Annotated in this window: 14 protein-coding genes; 5 read left to right on the forward strand and 9 right to left on the reverse strand. The window is 73.2% G+C overall.

The window, feature by feature from the left end:
* The first annotated feature begins 156 nt into the window (after positions 1-156).
* Positions 157-1,782, forward strand: a complete 1,626-nt coding sequence (locus DEI91_RS05895; protein WP_111051410.1) for a DUF2142 domain-containing protein — start codon at positions 157-159, stop codon at positions 1,780-1,782.
* Here the strand turns inward: DEI91_RS05895 and DEI91_RS05900 are convergent.
* From DEI91_RS05900 to DEI91_RS05910, 3 genes are all read right to left on the reverse strand, one after another.
* A complete protein-coding gene (locus DEI91_RS05900) occupies positions 1,779-3,086 on the reverse strand; it encodes a UDP-glucose/GDP-mannose dehydrogenase family protein (RefSeq protein ID WP_111051411.1) in 1,308 nt (435 codons plus the stop codon). The genes DEI91_RS05895 and DEI91_RS05900 overlap by 4 nt on opposite strands.
* Positions 3,087-3,160: 74 nt before the next feature.
* A complete protein-coding gene (locus DEI91_RS05905) occupies positions 3,161-3,694 on the reverse strand; it encodes a PH domain-containing protein (protein ID WP_181439503.1) in 534 nt (177 codons plus the stop codon).
* Positions 3,695-3,698: 4 nt separating this feature from the next.
* On the reverse strand, positions 3,699-4,607 hold the full coding sequence (locus DEI91_RS05910) for a biotin--[acetyl-CoA-carboxylase] ligase (RefSeq protein WP_111051413.1): 909 nt from the start codon (positions 4,605-4,607) through the stop codon (positions 3,699-3,701).
* A 74-nt stretch (positions 4,608-4,681) separates the two neighbouring features.
* On the opposite strand from DEI91_RS05910, the gene DEI91_RS05915 reads away from it, so the two are divergent.
* Together DEI91_RS05915 and DEI91_RS05920 are read left to right on the forward strand one after the other, a co-directional pair.
* Entirely contained in the window at positions 4,682-6,277 is a 1,596-nt protein-coding gene (locus DEI91_RS05915) for an acyl-CoA carboxylase subunit beta (RefSeq protein ID WP_111051414.1), read from the forward strand.
* Positions 6,274-6,525: an acyl-CoA carboxylase subunit epsilon gene (locus DEI91_RS05920; protein WP_181439504.1), complete on the forward strand. Its 252-nt coding sequence runs from the start codon at positions 6,274-6,276 to the stop codon at positions 6,523-6,525. The genes DEI91_RS05915 and DEI91_RS05920 overlap by 4 nt, the downstream gene beginning before the upstream one ends.
* Positions 6,526-6,909: 384 nt before the next feature.
* Here DEI91_RS05920 and DEI91_RS05925 read toward each other — a convergent pair whose 3' ends face one another.
* From DEI91_RS05925 to DEI91_RS05940, 4 genes are all read right to left on the reverse strand, one after another.
* A complete protein-coding gene (locus DEI91_RS05925) occupies positions 6,910-7,983 on the reverse strand; it encodes a hypothetical protein (protein ID WP_111051415.1) in 1,074 nt (357 codons plus the stop codon).
* A complete protein-coding gene (locus DEI91_RS05930) occupies positions 7,980-9,230 on the reverse strand; it encodes a sensor histidine kinase (protein WP_111051416.1) in 1,251 nt (416 codons plus the stop codon). Before DEI91_RS05930 ends, DEI91_RS05925 begins: the two co-directional genes overlap by 4 nt.
* 24 nt (positions 9,231-9,254) lie before the next feature.
* Complete coding sequence (locus tag DEI91_RS05935; RefSeq protein ID WP_181439505.1) at positions 9,255-9,980, reverse strand: response regulator transcription factor; 726 nt, start codon at positions 9,978-9,980, stop codon at positions 9,255-9,257.
* A 127-nt stretch (positions 9,981-10,107) separates the two neighbouring features.
* Complete coding sequence (locus DEI91_RS05940) at positions 10,108-11,367, reverse strand: class I SAM-dependent RNA methyltransferase (RefSeq protein WP_111051417.1); 1,260 nt, start codon at positions 11,365-11,367, stop codon at positions 10,108-10,110.
* A 14-nt stretch (positions 11,368-11,381) separates the two neighbouring features.
* Between DEI91_RS05940 and DEI91_RS05945 the strand changes: the two genes are divergently transcribed.
* Together DEI91_RS05945 and DEI91_RS05950 are read left to right on the forward strand one after the other, a co-directional pair.
* The gene (locus DEI91_RS05945) at positions 11,382-12,197 is read left to right on the forward strand and encodes a nucleoside triphosphate pyrophosphatase (protein WP_111051418.1); all 816 of its coding nucleotides are present in this window, start codon (positions 11,382-11,384) and stop codon (positions 12,195-12,197) included.
* 79 nt (positions 12,198-12,276) lie between these two features.
* A complete protein-coding gene (locus DEI91_RS05950) occupies positions 12,277-14,052 on the forward strand; it encodes a biotin carboxylase N-terminal domain-containing protein (RefSeq protein ID WP_111051419.1) in 1,776 nt (591 codons plus the stop codon).
* A 184-nt stretch (positions 14,053-14,236) separates the two neighbouring features.
* On the opposite strand, the gene DEI91_RS05955 is transcribed toward DEI91_RS05950, so the two are convergent.
* Positions 14,237-14,794 (reverse strand): hypothetical protein, encoded by a 558-nt coding sequence (locus DEI91_RS05955; RefSeq protein WP_111051420.1) that lies wholly within the window; start codon positions 14,792-14,794, stop codon positions 14,237-14,239.
* Positions 14,795-15,404: 610 nt separating this feature from the next.
* Positions 15,405-17,030 (reverse strand): phospho-sugar mutase, encoded by a 1,626-nt coding sequence (locus DEI91_RS05960; protein ID WP_258374338.1) that lies wholly within the window; start codon positions 17,028-17,030, stop codon positions 15,405-15,407.
* Positions 17,031-17,077 lie beyond the last annotated feature (47 nt).

The raw sequence follows: 17,077 nt of genomic DNA on the forward strand, positions 1-17,077 counted from the left end.
ACCGCCTGACCAGCGACGAGTCTACGGACCACGGCGCTCCGGTGCGGCGACCGGTGGGCCGGCGTCAGGTCGGGCCTCGGGCGCCGCGCGTCGGGCGTCGGCTCCGCGACCCCTAGGGTGGTGTGGTCGAGACCGACCGCACGAGGAGCGCACCGCATGCAGATCGACCCCGTCGACGGCCATCCACACGTCGCCACGTGGGAGCGGGTCACGATCGCGGTGGTCACCGCGGCGTTCGCACTCTGGCTCGCGGCATGGGCCCTCGTCGTGCCGGTGTTCCAGGCTCCGGACGAACGTGCCCACGTCGACGCCACGGTGCAGGTCGCGCTCGGTACGCCGTGGACACCGCCGGGTGACCTCCGGATCCTCGACGCCGTGATGGCGGCACAGCAGGAGCAGGCGGCCGGGCCCGCGGCCACGTGGAGCACGGTGACCGAACTGCTGCAGTCCGCACCCGGCACGTCGGACACCGTCGACCAGATGACACAGCACCCGCCGACGGCGTACCTCGTCGGCGCGGCCGCACTCCGGGTCGCGCACTACGGCGACCTCCGGTGGGACCGTGCGGTCGAGGTGCTCCGGCTCGTCGACGTGCTCTGGGTGGCCGCACTGCCCCTGCTGGTCTGGGCGTCCGTCCGCCGGCTCACGCAGTCCCCCCGGGCCGCCCTCGTGGGGGCGGTCGCGCTCTTCGCCACCCCGCAGCTCGCTTCGATCGCGTCGTCGGTGTCGAACGACGCCCCGACGATGCTGTTCGGTGCCGTCGTCGCCTGGCTGGCCACCCGGATGCTCACCGGCGACCTCCGCCGGCGGACGCTCGTCGGTCTCGGCGTCGCGCTCGGCGTGCTCATCTGGTTCAAGGGCACGGGGCTCCCGGCCATCCCGTTCGTCGCGGTGGTCGCGCTCGTCGCCGGTGCCGGGGCGCTGCCGTTCGCGCGCCGGGCGCTCCGGACGGTCGTCGCCCTCGCCGTCGCAGCGCTCATCGGTGCCTGGTGGTGGCTGCACAACCTGGTGACCTACCGCCACCTCCAGCCGAACGGGTACGAACAGTACCGTCCGCCGATGCCGTTCCCGCCCGGTGAAGGACCCAGCCTGCCGCACTTCGTGGACGTGAGCTGGGGCACGATCACCCGGACGTTCTGGGGGAGCCCGGGTGGTGGCGCGCAGGTGACGATCGGCGCGGTGCTCACCGCCGTCCTCACCGTGGTGGCCCTCGGGGTGGTGCTCGTGTGGGCGTTCCGACGCGGCCCCGAGCGTCGAGCGGTCCTCTGCCTGGCCGTGTTCCCCGCGCTGCTCATCGTGGGCCAGACCTGGACCAGCGCGACGTCGTACCTGTCGACGACGTTCGTCGCCGCGACCCAGGGGCGCTACTACTTCCCCGCGATCGTCTGCCTGATCGCCCTGAGTGCGGTGGCGTGGCGACGCATCCCCCGGACGGCCCGCGGTCGTCGGGTGCTGGCGTCCACGATCGCCGTGGCGTCGGTCGTCCTGGGCTGGTACGGCCTGGGCGTCGTCGCGGCGTGGTTCTGGAACGCGGCGCGTGGCCCCCTCACCGCCGAGGGGCTCGACCGGTTCGCGGCGAACGGTCCGGTTCCGGTGTGGATCGTCGCGGTGCTGCTCGTCGGGGTCGCGATGGGCCTGGTGGTCGCGCTCGTGCGGGTCCCGCGCGCCGCCGCCGGGGCCGCGTCGGCCGAACGCGGTGCCACGGACGACGACGGCGTCGGTGCCGCGCCGGAGCACGACACCGACGCCGTGCGCCGGGCGGGTCGAGCGGCCGCTCGCTAGCGACCCATCCCCCGGTAGGAGAACCCGGCAGCTCGCCAGGCGTCGCGGTCCAGGCAGTTCCGGCCGTCCACGACGACCGGCGAGGACACGAGCGCGGCCACCGCCGTCGGGTCGAGCTCGCGGAACTCGTTCCACTCGGTGAGCACGAGCACCAGGTCGGCGTCGGTGAGGGCGTCCTCGGCGGTCTCGGCGTAGTCGAGCTCGGGGTGCACGCGCCGCGCGGTGACCACGGCCTCCGGGTCGTAGGCGGCGACCGTCGCGCCGAGGCCGAGCAGGCGCGCGGCGATGTCGAGCGCCGGCGAGTCCCGGACGTCGTCCGAGTTCGGCTTGAAGGCCAGACCGAGGACCGCGACGCGCTTGCCGGTGACGACGCCGCCGAGCAGCTCCTGCGCGAGCTCGACGACGTGCGCGCGACGACGGAGGTTCGTGGCGTCGACGTCGGCCAGGAACGCCAGCGACTCGCCGACACCGAGCTCGTCGGCCCGGGCCTGGAACGCGCGGATGTCCTTCGGGAGGCAGCCGCCGCCGAAGCCGAGGCCGGCGTTGAGGAACTTCCGGCCGATACGGGCGTCGTGTCCGATGGCGTCGGCGAGCGCGGTGACGTCCGCTCCGACGACCTCGGCGATCTCGGCCATCGCGTTGATGAACGAGATCTTCGTCGCGAGGAAGGCGTTCGCACTGATCTTCACGAGCTCCGCGGTCGCCAGGTCGACGACCAGGCGCGGGGTACCGTCGGCGAGGGCAGTGGCGTACACCTCGTCGAGCGCGGCGACCGCGCGCTGGCCGTCCTCGCCCTCCGGGACGCCGTACACGAAGCGGTCGGGCGTGATGGTGTCCTGCACGGCGAAGCCCTCGCGGAGGAACTCCGGGTTCCAGACGAGCGTCGCGCCGGGGACGGCGGCGGTCAGGTCCGCGCCGAGTCGGGCGGCCGTCCCGACCGGGACCGTCGACTTGCCGACGACGAACTCCCCGGCGGAGACGAACGGCGTGAGCGAGGCCATCGCCGCGTCGACGTAGCGCAGGTCGGCGGCGCCGGTCGGTCCCTGCGGGGTGCCGACGGCGAGGAAGTGCACCTGGGCGCCGGCGACCTCGGACATGTCCGTGGTGAACCGGATGCGGCCGGACGCGATCGCCTCGCCGAGGATCTCGGGGAGCCCCGGCTCGAAGAAGGGGGCCTCGCCGGCGGCGAGTCGTTCGATCTTCTCCGGGTCGACGTCGACCGCGACGACGTCGTGTCCGAGCTTGGCCATGGAGGCGGCATGCACGGCACCGAGGTAACCGCAGCCGATGACAGAGATACGCACACCACGACGCTACCGGTTCCCGGGCTGGTCCACGTGACGGCGGTCCGCACGGCCTGCCGTCCGGCGGCCGATGCTCACGCGTCGCGCGGTGTGGTGCCCCTGACGATGTCGTCCCAGTCCGGTTCCCGGTGCCGACGACGTGCCTCGTGCGCCTCGACGAGGTCGTGCAGCACCGCGACGACGAGGTCGGCGTGCGGGACGTCGGCGAGCACGAGCGCGGGGTCGTCCCCGGGGAAGACGAGGACGTCCCCGGACCGGAACAGGCCCTGCGCTCCGCGGCGCCGCACCGTCACGTCGTACCCGCGCGAGTGCAGGAGCTCACGCCGTGTGCGCGTGCCGAGCCCCTGGACGACGACGAGCCGTCGGGTCGTGACGACGTACCGCTGCGACAGCCAGCGCAGGAGCGGGACGACCCCGCCGAGGACGACGAGCGCGACGGCCGCCACCGCGACGACCGCGTTCACCCACGCCAGCTCGGCCCGGAAGACCCCGGAACCGAAGCCGCCGGCGGCGGCGGCGAGCACCACGGTCACCGCCGGGCGGACGAGCCGACGGGCGTGCGGCCGGAGCCGCGCCACGACGAGCTCGGGTGGCGGTCCGTCGGTCATGTCGTCATGCATAGCGCAGGTGGGTGACGTCCCCCACCGCGACGCCCCTGGGCACGCCGCTCCGGTCCCGGATCGTGATGCGCCCGTCGTCGTCGATGCCGGTGGCGTCGGCCTCGACCGACGAGCCGTCGGGCAGTTCGAGCCGCACCCGCTGTCCGACGGTGCCGCACACCGCGCGGACGTGCGCACGGACCGCGTCCGCGGCCGCGCCGCCGGCGGCGAGCCCGGAGACCGCTTCCTGGAGGCCCGTCCACAGGTCCGCCAGGACCGCATCGGCCAGCGTCGTGGCCGGCTCGGTCACACCGGCGACGAGCAGGGAGGTCGCCGTCGGGGTGGGCAGGGCCTCCGCGGGGATCGTGGTGTTCACGCCGACGCCGACGACGACCGAGCCGTCCTCCGCCACCTGGCAGAGGACGCCGGACACCTTGCGGCCGTCGACGAGGACGTCGTTCGGCCACTTGACGAGGACCCGCTGCTCGGCCGGGTCCGCCCGGACCTGCGGCTCCGCGGCCCGGTGCTGCGCCCCGTCCTCGTGCTGCGCTCCGTCCTGGAGCTGCGCCCCGTCCTGGTGCTGGTCCCCGTCCTGGCCGGCGAGCGCACGGACGACGGCGTCCCGGACCGCGGCGCCGGCCACCAGCGGCAACCACCCACGGTCACGGGGCTCGAGCGCGGCCCGGACGAGCACGCTCGCCGCGAGGGTCTCCCCCGCCGGCGCCACCCAGGAGCGGTCGAGACGGCCCCGTCCGGCGGTCTGGTCGAGCGTGACGACGACGCTGCCGTCGGGCAGGCCCGGTGCATCGCGGAGCAGGTCGGCGTTCGTCGACCCCGTCGTGCCGTGCGCCACGAACGTCCCTCCGGCGGCCTCGACGAGGGCGCGGGCGCGGGCGAACGAGGGGGCGACCGGTGTGGACATGCACGCAAACCTACGGCGCGGAACCGTGGGGGTCCTCCAACGGGTGCGGTCGGGACCGCCGGTAGGGTGAGCGGGTGACCACAGGAGACACCCCCGATCTCTCGACGACCGCCGGCCGTCTCGCCGACCTCCGCGACCGGTACCACGAAGCCGTGACCGCCGCAGGCGAGGCCGCGATCGCGAAGCAGCACGCCAAGGGCAAGATGACCGCCAGGGAGCGCATCGCGCAGCTCCTCGACGAGAACTCCTTCGTCGAGCTCGACGAGTTCGTCCGCCACCGCACGGTCGCCTTCGGGATGGAGTCGAAGCGGCCGTACGGCGACGCGGTCGTCACCGGACACGGCACGATCCACGGCCGGCAGGTCGCGGTCTACGCGCAGGACTTCACCGTCTTCGGCGGCTCCCTCGGCGAGGTCGCCGGCGAGAAGATCGTCAAGGTCATGGAGCACGCGCTGAAGACCGGCGTGCCGATCATCGGCATCCTCGACTCCGGCGGCGCCCGGATCCAGGAGGGCGTGGTCGCGCTCGGCAAGTACGGCGAGATCTTCCGGCTCAACACCGCGGCGTCCGGGGTCATCCCGCAGATCTCCATCGTGATGGGCCCGGCCGCGGGCGGAGCGGTGTACTCCCCCGCGCTCACCGACTTCGTCATCATGGTCGACAAGACGAGCCACATGTTCGTCACCGGCCCGGACGTCATCAAGACCGTCACCGGGGAGGACGTCGGCTTCGAGGAGCTCGGCGGCGCGCAGACGCACAACGCGGTCTCGGGCGTCGCCCACTACCTGGCCGAGGACGAGACCGACGCGCTCGACTACGCGCGGTCGCTCGTCGGGTTCCTGCCGGACAACAACCTGTCGGACCCGCCGTCGTACGACGTCGCGCCCGAGCTGGAGACGACGGACGCCGACCGCGAGCTCGACGTCGTCATCCCGGACTCGACGAACCAGCCGTACGACGTCTCGACGATCATCGAGCACGTCGTCGATGACGGCGAGTTCCTCGAGGTGCAGCCGCTCTTCGCGCCGAACATCATGATCGGCTTCGGCCGTGTCGAGGGTCGCACCGTCGGCGTCATCGCGAACCAGCCCCAGGCGATGGCCGGCACGCTGAACATCGACGCCGGCGAGAAGGCCGCGCGCTTCGTCCGGTTCTGCGACGCGTTCGGCATCCCGATCCTCACCCTCGTCGACGTGCCCGGGTACCTGCCCGGAACCGACCAGGAGTGGACGGGTGTCATCCGCCGTGGCGCGAAGCTCCTCTACGCCTACGCCGAGGCCACCGTCCCGCTCGTCACCGTCATCACGCGCAAGGCGTACGGCGGCGCGTACATCGTCATGGGCTCGAAGCAGCTCGGCGCCGACATCAACCTCGCGTGGCCGACCGCCGAGATCGCCGTCATGGGCGGTCAGGGCGCGGTCAACATCCTCTACCGGAGCGAGATCAAGCGCGCCGAGGAGGCCGGCGAGGACGTCGCCGCCGTCCGGACGAAGCTCGCGAACGAGTACACCTACAACGTCGCCTCCCCGTACCTGGCGGCGGAACGCGGCGAGCTCGACGGCATCATCCAACCGCACGCCACCCGGGTGTCGGTCATCAAGGCGCTCCGTGCGCTGCGGGGCAAGCGGGCGAGCCTCCCGCCGAAGAAGCACGGGAACATCCCGCTGTGACCCCGCGTCACGCTGCCGCCGTCCCGGTCGACGCACCCGCGTCGGTCGCGGACGTGCGCGTCGTCGCCGGCGACCCCGCGCCGGAGGAGCTCGCCGCCGTCATCGCGGTCCTGCAGCGCCAGGCCGACGAGGCCGCGGCCGCGGGTCGTGTGCGTACCGAGGACTCGCCGCGCTCGGGGTGGGACGCTGCTGCCCGCGGGATGCGCGTCCCGCTGCACCGTGGGACGTGGAGTCGGTCACTTCGCTGACCCGGTTGTACCCCGGCGACGTCTGAGCGACAGCTGTCGTCCGCTTGCCCGTGTTGACCGTGCCGCAGCGGCGACCCACCGTTCCGTCTCCCCTCGCTCGGGGGACGTCCAGGAGGCGGAACGACCGGATCGCGCTGGATTGTCCCCCGAAATGACGACTGACGTCCCACGGCGGGGCGGGGCATCATTGTCTGTGTTCGGTGTTCTTCGATGAAGTGCATCGACGGTCGGTGGCCGACTAGGGTACGAAGCCACTGCCGTGCGAGTCAGGGCGATATTCGGGTTGTCGCTCTGCCTCGGGTCGCGAACGGGCCGGTCGGTAGCTCCGACCGGCCCGTTCCCCGTTCCGCATCCGGACGCCCCGGCGTGGCGACGCGGGTGACCTCAGTCCGCCGAGCTGGCCGCCGGTGCCGCCGACCGTGGGATCGCCAACCAGAGCGCCACCGAGTCGTCGTCCTCGTCGTCGTCCTCGTCCGCCGCGCCCAGGGCCGCGGACTCGCTCTCCGCGGCGTCGAGACGGAGCCCCACCACGGTGACGGCCTCGTCGGCACCGTCCGGCACGGTCCGGACGATCACGTTGTCCGCCTGCTCCTCGTAGGCCCGCCGCAGCGCATCCGCGAGCTCGGCGTGCACGCGCGCGAGTTCGGTCGCCCCGAGGTCGTCCAGCCCGCCGTCGTCGTGCAGCTGCACCACGGCGCCGCGGCGACGGAGGCGCATCACCTCGCCGCGGACGTCCTCCGACAGCAGGGACCGACCGCGGATCTCGTCCCGGATCGCCTGCTCGAGGTGCAGGCTCTCCGCACGCTCGCCGGCGTCCAGGTCCCCGCAGGTGTCGATGATGCGCTGGAGCATCGGCAGCGCCATGCGGGTGGTCTGGCCGAGGCGCACCTGGCGCTCCGACACGTGGGCGTCCTGCGCCGCCTGCCAGTCCACGGTCTCCTGCTCGGCGCGGACGAAGTCCCGCGTGATGCGGTTGGCGTGGTTCATCGCGATCGAGAACCCGGTCGCGACCGACAACCAGATGACGCTGCCGAGCGCGCCGAGCTCCCCGAGGGCACCGGGTCCGGCCCACGCCACCGAGTGCACCGTGCAGAACAGCACACCGGCCCAGGCGAACGGCCCCCGCTGGCGGACGGCGAGCACCACCATGAGCGTGCCGACCGCTGCGATCCACCACGTGGAGTAGGTGGGTGCCACGCTGAGGTCGACGACCGGCGCGCAGACCACCGGCATGACGAACGCGGTCGCGAGCGCGAAGCACGCGACCCACACCGGCAGCGCCGAGCCACGGACGAACAGCGCGAGTGCCGTCGCCGCGGCGTAGAGGACCATGCACGACACCACACGCGCGGCGTCGGCCCCGTCGGTGGGCAGCGTGGACGCGGCGAGCACCAGGTGGACGAGCGAGAACAACGCGGCGAGGCCGGTGGCGCTCCCGGCCGTGACGGTCGCCCTCACCGGAGCCCCTCCGTCGACGCGTCCGGCTGCGGTGCCGGCCAGCGGAGCAGGATCCGCGTCCCCGCGCCCGGCGCGGACAGCACCTCGGCGAGGCCGTCCGCGGCCGCCATCCGCTCGACGATCGACCGCCGGACACCGAGTCGCGCGGCGGGGACGGTGCTCCGGTCGAAGCCGACGCCGTCGTCGGCGACCTCCACCCGGATGCCCGCGTCCGCGGTGTCGATCGTCACCCACCTGCGGACGTCGTCGCCGGCGTGCTGGACGCTGTTCACCGCCGCCTGCAGCGCGGCGGACGCGAGGGCATCGGCGGCGGAGGTGGGGACGGCCGGCCCGTCCGACGACACACTGCGGACCTCGACGGGGGCAGCGAGCGTGGTGACCGACGTGACGATGCGGTCCCGGAGCACGGCGTACGGCACGACCGGGTCCTCCCCCGGGCCGTCCGCCGCCGCGGCCGCGAGGTGGTCGATCGCGTTGCGTGCCATCCGGGCCGCGAGCGTCTTCGCCTCGATCGTGTCCGCCCGGGCCGCGGACAGCAGGGTCGTGAGCACGCTGTCGTGCACGATCGCGTCGACCTGGACGCGCTCGACCTCGGTGGCGTGCTCCCGGATCGCCCTCGAGTAGCGGCGCACCGCGGTCGCCTGGGCGACGTCCACGGCCGCGGCAGCCCGGCGCAGCACCACGATGAGCACGAGGGCCGCGATGCCGAGGACGCCGGTGTACACGCCGTCGAGCAGCGCGCGCTGCAGGCCGACCGCCCCACCCGCCGGCGACAACCGCAGCACGATGTACACGAGCGGGACGAGGGCGTTGTAGACCGCCGCCCGCCAGGTCGCGAAGCTGAGGGACGCCGCGATCGTGCCGACGTTGCAGAGCCACCACGGCCACGGGATCTCCGCCGCGGTGAGCGGTTCACGGACGGTGAGCGGGAACGTCACCAGCGCGACGAGGAACAGCAGGGCGCAGAGGATCTGCGCCGGCTGCGCCCACCGCTGCGCGAACGCCGACGCGCCGACCGCCAGGAGCGACAGCCCGACCACGATCGTCGTCGCCGGTGCCCAGAACGGGTCGAGCGACGGCAGCTGCTTGAAGAGCGACGGTGTGTTCACCGCGCCGAACCCGATCGCCGCGATCGCCATGAGGATCGTGAACGCGCGGTCCAGGGACGCCTGCGTGATCGTGGCACGCACGGACCGGGACGGGTCCGCCATGGCGGCGTTCGACGTGACGACCGCCTCGGCCGTCACGAGGACCGCCGGGCGCAGACGTCGTCAGCGACCATCGCCGTCGGGGTCGATGCCGGAGTCGAGCCCCGGCAGGATCCCGTCCTCCACCGCACGACGGAGCAGGTCGACCTTGGTCGGAGCCGGACGCCCGACCTCGACGTACTTCACGCGGATGCGGTCGAGGTACTCCCGCGCCGTCGAGTACCCGATGCCGAGCTGCTGGGCCGCGAGCTTGAGCGGCAGCCCCGATGCGTACAGGTGCAGGATCTCGCGCTCCCGCCGGCCGAGCTGCGCCTTCGCGAAGTCCCGGTCGGCGTCGATCGCGCTCGCCCACTCGAGGTTGTTGAGGACGTCCCCACGCGCGACCGTCGCCACGGCGGCCATCACGGTCTTCGTCGCGGAGGACTTCGGGATGACGCCGGCGGCCCCTGCCGCCAGTGCCTCACGGACGTTCGCCACGCGGTCGGCGATGCTGTGCACGAGGACGGCCGAGCCGGTGCCCTGCACGCCCTTGACGTTCTCGGTGACCGTCGATCCGTCGCCGAGCGACAGGTCGAGGACGACGACGTCGACCTCGCGCCCGCCGAGCTGCGCGATGTACTCCGGGACGCTCGCGGCGGTGAGGACCACCTCGAACCCCTCGTTCTGGCACGCGGCCTGGATGCCCAGTCGGACCGACTCGTGGTCGTCCACGACGGCGACCCGGACCGGTCGTGTCCCCGGACCGGCAGTCCCTGTCGTGCCGGTCGATGTGCTGGTGGTGTCTCCCACGGTTGCCTCTCGTTGTGACGACGCACCGGGCCCTGATCCCGACGGCCGTCCAGACACCAAGGATACCCAGGTCAGCATCAGCTTCGTACCCCGCGACGGATGTGTCGGACGCGGCCCGCGGACCGGGTCAGCCGACCGGCACCAGGCGCGCCACGGCCTCCAGGTGGTGGGTGTGCGGGAAGAGGTCGAAGGCGCGCAGGGCCTCCAGTCGGTAGCCGAGGTCCGCGAAGGTCGCGACGTCCCGCGCCAGCGCGACCGGGTCGCAGGCGACGTAGACGACCTGGGCCGGCTGCAGCGCCGCGACGGACACCACGACGTCGCGGCCGGCACCGGCCCGGGGCGGGTCGAGCACCACGGTGCCGGCGCGGAACCGCTCACGTTCCGGACGCGACGCGGTCTCCACCGTGCGGGCCAGCCAGCGGTCGACCCGACCGGTCTCGGCACGCGCGCCGATCCACTCGGCGAGGTTCTCCTGCGCGTGCTCGGTCGCCCGCGTGGCGCTCTCGACACTGGTGACCCGGGCCCGCGGACCGGCGAGGTCGGCGAGCGCGGCGGCGAGGAGACCGACCCCGCCGTACAGGTCGAGGTGCTGGCCCTCCGGGTCGAGGCGCGCGGGGTCCACCAGGTCGTGGACGGCAGCGGTGAGGACAGCGGGTGCCGCCCGGTGCACCTGCCAGAAGCCGGTGTCGTCCACCGCGAAGGTCCGGTCCCCGACGACCTCGTGCACGACCGTCGGACGCTGGGCGTCGATGACGAGTCGGGCGCCCTCGGCGGCGCTCGGGCTGAGGACGTCGACGACCTCGGCGCCCGGCATCGAGCCGCGGGCGATCGGGGCGGACCCCTGCACGACCGCGGTCGCCAGCGGCAACGAGGTGACCGGGACGACGGTGTGGGAGCGGGCGGCGAAGGGGCCGGGCGTGCCGTCGCCGTCGACGTGCAGGCGGATGCGGGTGCGCCACCCGAGGCCGTCCGCCTCGACGTCGCCGGGCGCCGGTTCCACGACGACCGGGGCGCCGAGCATCTCGTCGAGGTCGACGCGGCCGAACCGCGCGAACGAGTCGACCAGGACGTCCCGCTTCAGCGTCCGCTGGTGCGCCAGGGCGATGTGCCCGAACTCGGCGCCGCCCGGGCGGACGGCGGGGTCACGGTCCAGGGCGGCCTCGGCCCAGACGTGGTCGACGCGGTGCTCGCTCGGCCGGAGGACCTCGACCGTGTCGGCGCGCCAGAAGGACTTCTTCCGGTCCTCGGTCACACGGGCGACGACCCGCTCCCCGGGGACCGCGTCCGAGACGAACACCACGCGTCCCTCGTGCCGTGCCACCGAGATGCCGCCGTGGGCGATCCCGGTGACGTCGAGTTCGAGCAGTGTGCCGACGGATTCACCCATGGTTCGATGTTCCCATGCGTCTGTACCTCGCGAGCACCTCCCCGGCACGCCGTGCGCTCCTGGCGCAGTCCGGCATCGAACCCGTGCTCGTCTCGCCCGGTGTCGACGAAGAGGCCGTGGGGGCCGCGGAGCGCGAGCGGCTCGGGCGTGACCTCACCGGACCGGAGCTCGTCGCGCTGCTCGCGGTCGCCAAGGCCACCGCGGTCGCGGACGGCTCGGTGGCGGTCGACGACGGCGCGCCGCTCGACGGCGTCGTCTTCGGCGGGGACTCGGCGTTCGAGGTGGACGGGCGGCTCTACGGCAAGCCGCACGACCCGGACGTCGCCCGGGAGCGGTGGCGGCAGATGCTCGCCGCCGGCGGCGGCACCCTCTGGAGCGGTCACTGCGTCATCGACCGTCGGGTCGGGACAGGGCCCGCCACGTCGGGGCCGGGAGGCCCGGGGCGGGCCGGTGCGGAGCCTCCCGTCCGGCAGACCCCGCCGGACCGGACCGGGGCGGGCACCTCCGCGACGACCGACGCGGCGCCGTCGCTGGGCGCGGTCGCGCCCGGCGGCTCCGCGCTCGTCGTCGACGGCGACCGGGTCGTCGCGGTCGACAGCGCGGTCCTCACGTTCGCCGACGACATGACGACGGCGGAGATCGACGCGTACGTCGCGACCGGCGAGCCCCTCGAGGTGGCCGGGGCGTTCACGATCGACGGCCGTGCCGCCGCCTACATCACCCGCATCGACGGGACGCCGTCGGCCGTCGTCGGCCTGTCGCTCCCGGTGCTCCGGTCGATGCTCCTGCGCGGCTTCGGCATCGCCTGGCACGACCTGTGGACACTGTAGACATCCGCCTGCTTCCCGCGGGGTTTCTTGTGGATGCCGGTCAAAACACGACCTCGGCACACGAATACGCTGATGTTCCATGCCCCGCATCAGCAAGGTCCTCATCGCGAACCGCGGCGAGATCGCCGTCCGCATCATCCGCGCGGCCCGCGACGCGGGCAAGGCCTCGGTCGCCGTCTACGCCGACCAGGACCGTGACGCCCTGCACGCGCGCCTCGCCGACGAGGCCTACGCGCTGAACGGCACCACGAGTGCCGACACCTACCTGGTCATCGAGAAGATCATCTCGGTCGCCCGCCGCTCCGGTGCGGACGCCGTGCACCCGGGTTACGGCTTCCTCGCCGAGAACGCCGACTTCGCCCGCGCCGTCATCGACGCCGGACTGACCTGGATCGGCCCGTCGCCGGAGTCGATCGAGCGCCTGGGTGACAAGGTCTCCGCACGGCACGTCGCCGAGAAGGTGGGCGCGCCCCTCGCCCCCGGCACCATCGAGCCCGTGCAGGACGTGTCCGAGGTCGTCGCGTTCGCCGACGAGGTCGGGTTGCCCGTCGCGATCAAGGCGGCGTTCGGCGGTGGCGGGCGCGGGCTCAAGGTCGCCCGCACGCGCGACGAGATCGAGTCGCAGTTCGAGTCCGCGACGCGCGAGGCGATCGCCGCCTTCGGTCGTGGTGAGTGCTTCGTCGAGAAGTACCTCGACAAGCCGCGTCACGTCGAGACCCAGTGCCTCGCCGACGAGCACGGCAACGTCGTCATCGTCTCCACCCGCGACTGCTCGCTGCAGCGTCGCCACCAGAAGCTCGTCGAGGAGGCGCCCGCGCCCTACCTGACCGAGTCGCAGACCGAGCGGCTGTACGAGTCGTCGAAGGCGATCCTGCGCGAGGTCGGCTACGTCGGCGCCGGCACGTGCGAGTTCCTCATCGGCGCCGACGGCACCGTGTCCTTCCTCGAGGTGAACACCCGCCTGCAGGTCGAGCACTGCGTGTCGGAAGAGGTCACCGGCATCGACCTCGTCCGCGAGCAGTTCCGCATCGCCGAGGGCGGGACGCTCGACTACGACGACCCGGCGCCGCGCGGGCACTCGTTCGAGTTCCGCATCAACGGCGAGGACGCGGGCCGCAACTTCTTCCCCGCTCCGGGACCGGTGCACGTGTTCGCCGCTCCGTCGGGCCCCGGCGTGCGCGTCGACTCCGGCGTGGTGTCCGGTGACGTCGTCTCGGGCTCGTTCGACTCGATGCTCGCGAAGCTCATCGTCACCGGCTCCACCCGCGCCGAGGCCCTCGAGCGCTCCCGCCGCGCCCTCGCCGAGTTCGAGGTCGCGGGGCTCCCGACCGTCATCCCCTTCCACCGCGCGGTCGTCGCCGACCCGGCGTTCGCGACCGACGACACGACGCCGTTCTCCGTCTACACGCAGTGGATCGAGACCGACTTCGTCAACGAGATCCCCGCGTGGAGCGGCGAGCCCGAGGACGTCCCGGTGCCCGGCGAGCGTGACAGCGTCGTCGTCGAGGTGCAGGGCAAGCGCATCGAGGTCACCATGCCGTCGCTCGTGGGCGGTGGCGCCGGTGGTGCCCGCCGGCCGTCCGGCCCGTCCGCGCCGCCGAAGCGTCGGTCGTCCGCCGTGAAGGGTGGGCGCGCGGCGTCGGGCTCCTCGGTCACGTCGCCGATGCAGGCCACCGTCGTGAAGCTCGCGGTCGCCGAGGGTGACACCGTCGTGAAGGGCGACCTGCTCGTCGTCCTCGAGGCCATGAAGATGGAGCAGCCCGTCCAGGCCCACAAGGACGGCGTTGTCACCGGGCTGAACGCCCCCGTCGGCCAGACGGTCTCGTCCGGCCACGTCCTGCTCGAGCTCGCGTAGCGCGCCGCGGCGCGGCCGCGGCGCCTCCGCCGCGCCGCCGCCGCCTCCGCCGCGGCACCGATCGGACCCGCACAACAGGAACCGCCCCGAACCACGGTCGTCCGTGGTTCGGGGCGGTTCCTGTTGTGCATCGCCAGCTGGCACCAGGCCGCACGGCGGGACGTCACCGGCATCGGGGTGCCGCTCAACGGATCGTCCGGAACCGTCGTTCCCGCAGCGGGAGCCCGAGCCCCACCAGCAGCGCCCGCAACAGGCCCGTGTCCTGCGTCTCGGCCCAGCCGAACCGCCCGACTCGCCGGACCTCCGGGACGAGTCGGAGCCGGTCCTCACGACGCTTCTCCTGTACGAGGACGTCCTCGGCGGTGAGGCCGGCGGCACGGAACGCGGGGTCGCGGTACTTCGCTGCACCGTCGAACTCGAGGACGACGCCCTGGTCGGGGAACCAGAAGTCGACCCGCGCGACGAAGCCGGAGCTGTCCCGGAAGTCGACCTGCAGGTGGGGCTGTGGTGCCCCGACCTCGTCCAGCGCGACCCGGGCGACGGACTCCCCCACCGAACCACTCCGGTGGTCGGCGAACTCGATCGCGAAGCGCGCCCGGTCGCGGCCGTGGACCGACGACCGCGCGTCCAGCTCCGTCCGGAGCGCCGCTCGCTCGACGCCGCGCTGTCTCGCGACGTCCAGGACGGGCACCGAGCGCCGCAGCTCCTGGGTGAGCGCGATGTCGACGACGGTGCTGAGCATGTCCGTGACCGGTCGACCCGACGGTGCCCGGACGACGCGCGTCGGCCGCCCCTTCCCCGGTGTTTCCGCAGGAGTCGGAGCGACTGACCCGTGGTGCGGTGCGGATCGATGACGTCGACGACCTCGGGCAGTTCACCACTCCAGGGGAGTCCGTGCAGCGCGACCGCCGAGACGTGCGACACGACGAGCCGCTGCGCGATCCGGTCGTCGATGGCGTCGATCCGAGCGAGGTGACGGGTCCGGGCGTCGACCGCTCGCCACCGCTCGGCCTCGACGTACCTGCCCGGTGCGAGCCGGACGAGGACGCCTCGGTCGGCAGCTGCGACGAGGTCTGCGCCGCGTCGCCCGGTAGGGTCGGCAGTTCCGCCCCTGATGATGTGGAGTCGTTGCATGCCCGCAGCCTGGTCCGGCCACATCCCGCAGCGGGCCGGTCCCGCCAGCTCGTGGACAGCGCTCCCGAACCGGGCACCGGTGGACGACAGCCCTGGTGCCGTTCGCACCCGCACAACGAGAACCCGCTCGTGCCACCGGATGCAGTGGTTCGAGCGGGTTCTCGTTGTGCCCAGGCGCCGCGGCGCCGCACCAGGCGTCGCGCGTCGCACCTCGCGCGCTAGGACACGAGGGGGCGCACCGCTGCCGCCAGGCGGTCGGTGAGCGCGTCGGCCTCTGCGGGCGTGGCCGCGACGGTGTCGATGTAGACCTTCACCTTCGGCTCCGTGCCGCTCGGGCGGACGATCACCCGTGCGCCGCCCTCGAGGTCGAAGCGCAGGATGTCCGACGGCGGGAAGCCCTCGGCACCGTCCAGGAAGTCGGTCACGGACGCGATGCTGATCCCGCCGAGGTCCGCCGGCGTCGTCGACCGCAGCGACGCCATGATCTGCCCGATGCGCGACAGGTCGTCGACGCGGGTCGACACCTGCCCGGACGAGAACGCCCCGAACCGCTCCGCGAACGCGTCGAGCTGGTCGGCGACGGTCTTCCCGTCCGCCGCGAGTTCGGTCGCGAGCGACAGGAGCTCGAGCGCGGCGGAGATGCCGTCCTTGTCGCGCACGACCTGCGGATCGACGAGGTAGCCCAGTGCCTCCTCGTAGCCGAACAGCAGGTCGGGCACGCGGGAGACCCACTTGAACCCGGTGAGGGTGTCGCGGTACCCGAGGCCGTGCTGCTCGGCCACGCGGGACAGTGCCGGCGAGCTGACGATCGACGCCGCGAGGACCCCGGTCGAACCGGCGGCGGCAGCACGGGCCGCGGCACGCCAACCGAGGAGCCAGCCGACCTCGTTGCCGGAGAGCCGGCGGTAGGAGCCGGCGCCGTCGGGGATCGCGAGCGCCAGGCGGTCGGCGTCCGGGTCGTTGGCTATGACGAGGTCCGCTCCGAGTTCGACACCGCGCGCGATCGACAGGTCCATCGCGCCCGGCTCCTCCGGGTTCGGGAACGACACCGTCGGGAACGCACCGTCCGGCTCGATCTGCTCCGGCACCACGGCCGGCTCGCGGAATCCGGCACGCGTGAACACGGCCCGCGCCGTCTCCCACCCGACGCCGTGCATGGCCGTGTAGACGACGGAGGGCTGCGCCTCGACCGCGAGGGCCGGAGCCGGCACGGTCGCGGCCGTGGCGTCCACGTACGCCTGCACGAGTGACTGGTCCGCGACGGTGTAGTCCGTCGCCCGGTCGAGCGTCCGGATGTCCCCTGCGGCGATGACGTCGATCGCGGCGGCGATCTCGGCGTCGACCGGCGGCACGATCTGCGAGCCAGCGTCGGCACCGCCGAGGTACACCTTGTAGCCGTTGTCCCGCGGCGGGTTGTGGCTCGCCGTGACCATGACACCGGCGCCGACGTCGAGGTGCCGGACCGCGAACGCCACGAGCGGGGTCGGCAGTGCGCTCGGGAGCAACGTGACGTCGAGCCCGAGGCCGCGCATGACCTCGGCGGAGTCGCGCGCGAAGACGTCCGAGTTGACGCGACCGTCGTACCCGATCACGACGCTGCGGGCACGACCGGAGTCGATGAGGAACCGTGCCAGGCCGGCGGCAGCCTGTGTGACGACCACACGGTTCATCCGCAGGGGTCCGGCTCCGAGTTCGGCTCGCAGGCCCGCGGTCCCGAACTGCAGCCGTCCGGCGAACCGGGCCGCCAGTTCGTCCGTGTCCTCCGCGTCGACGAGCTGCTGGAGCTCGGCGCGGGTCTGCTCGTCGGGGTCCTGCTCGATCCACACCCGGGCGGCGGAGAGCACGTCCCGCCCACCGCCGACGACGAGGTCACCGTCCGCGATCGCGCCGT

Source organism: Curtobacterium sp. MCBD17_032, assembly GCF_003234855.1.
In the GTDB taxonomy this organism is placed as follows: Bacteria; Actinomycetota; Actinomycetes; order Actinomycetales; family Microbacteriaceae; genus Curtobacterium.

Coding starts and splice junctions, on each gene's coding strand:
- DEI91_RS05905 (WP_181439503.1), bottom strand. CDS start 3,694: ATGACCGACGGACCGCCACCCGAGCTCGTCGTGGCGCGGCTCCGGCCG.
- DEI91_RS05910 (WP_111051413.1), bottom strand. CDS start 4,607: ATGTCCACACCGGTCGCCCCCTCGTTCGCCCGCGCCCGCGCCCTCGTC.
- DEI91_RS05950 (WP_111051419.1), top strand. CDS start 12,277: ATGCCCCGCATCAGCAAGGTCCTCATCGCGAACCGCGGCGAGATCGCC.
- DEI91_RS05940 (WP_111051417.1), bottom strand. CDS start 11,367: ATGGGTGAATCCGTCGGCACACTGCTCGAACTCGACGTCACCGGGATC.
- DEI91_RS05955 (WP_111051420.1), bottom strand. CDS start 14,794: ATGCTCAGCACCGTCGTCGACATCGCGCTCACCCAGGAGCTGCGGCGC.
- DEI91_RS05895 (WP_111051410.1), top strand. CDS start 157: ATGCAGATCGACCCCGTCGACGGCCATCCACACGTCGCCACGTGGGAG.
- DEI91_RS05945 (WP_111051418.1), top strand. CDS start 11,382: ATGCGTCTGTACCTCGCGAGCACCTCCCCGGCACGCCGTGCGCTCCTG.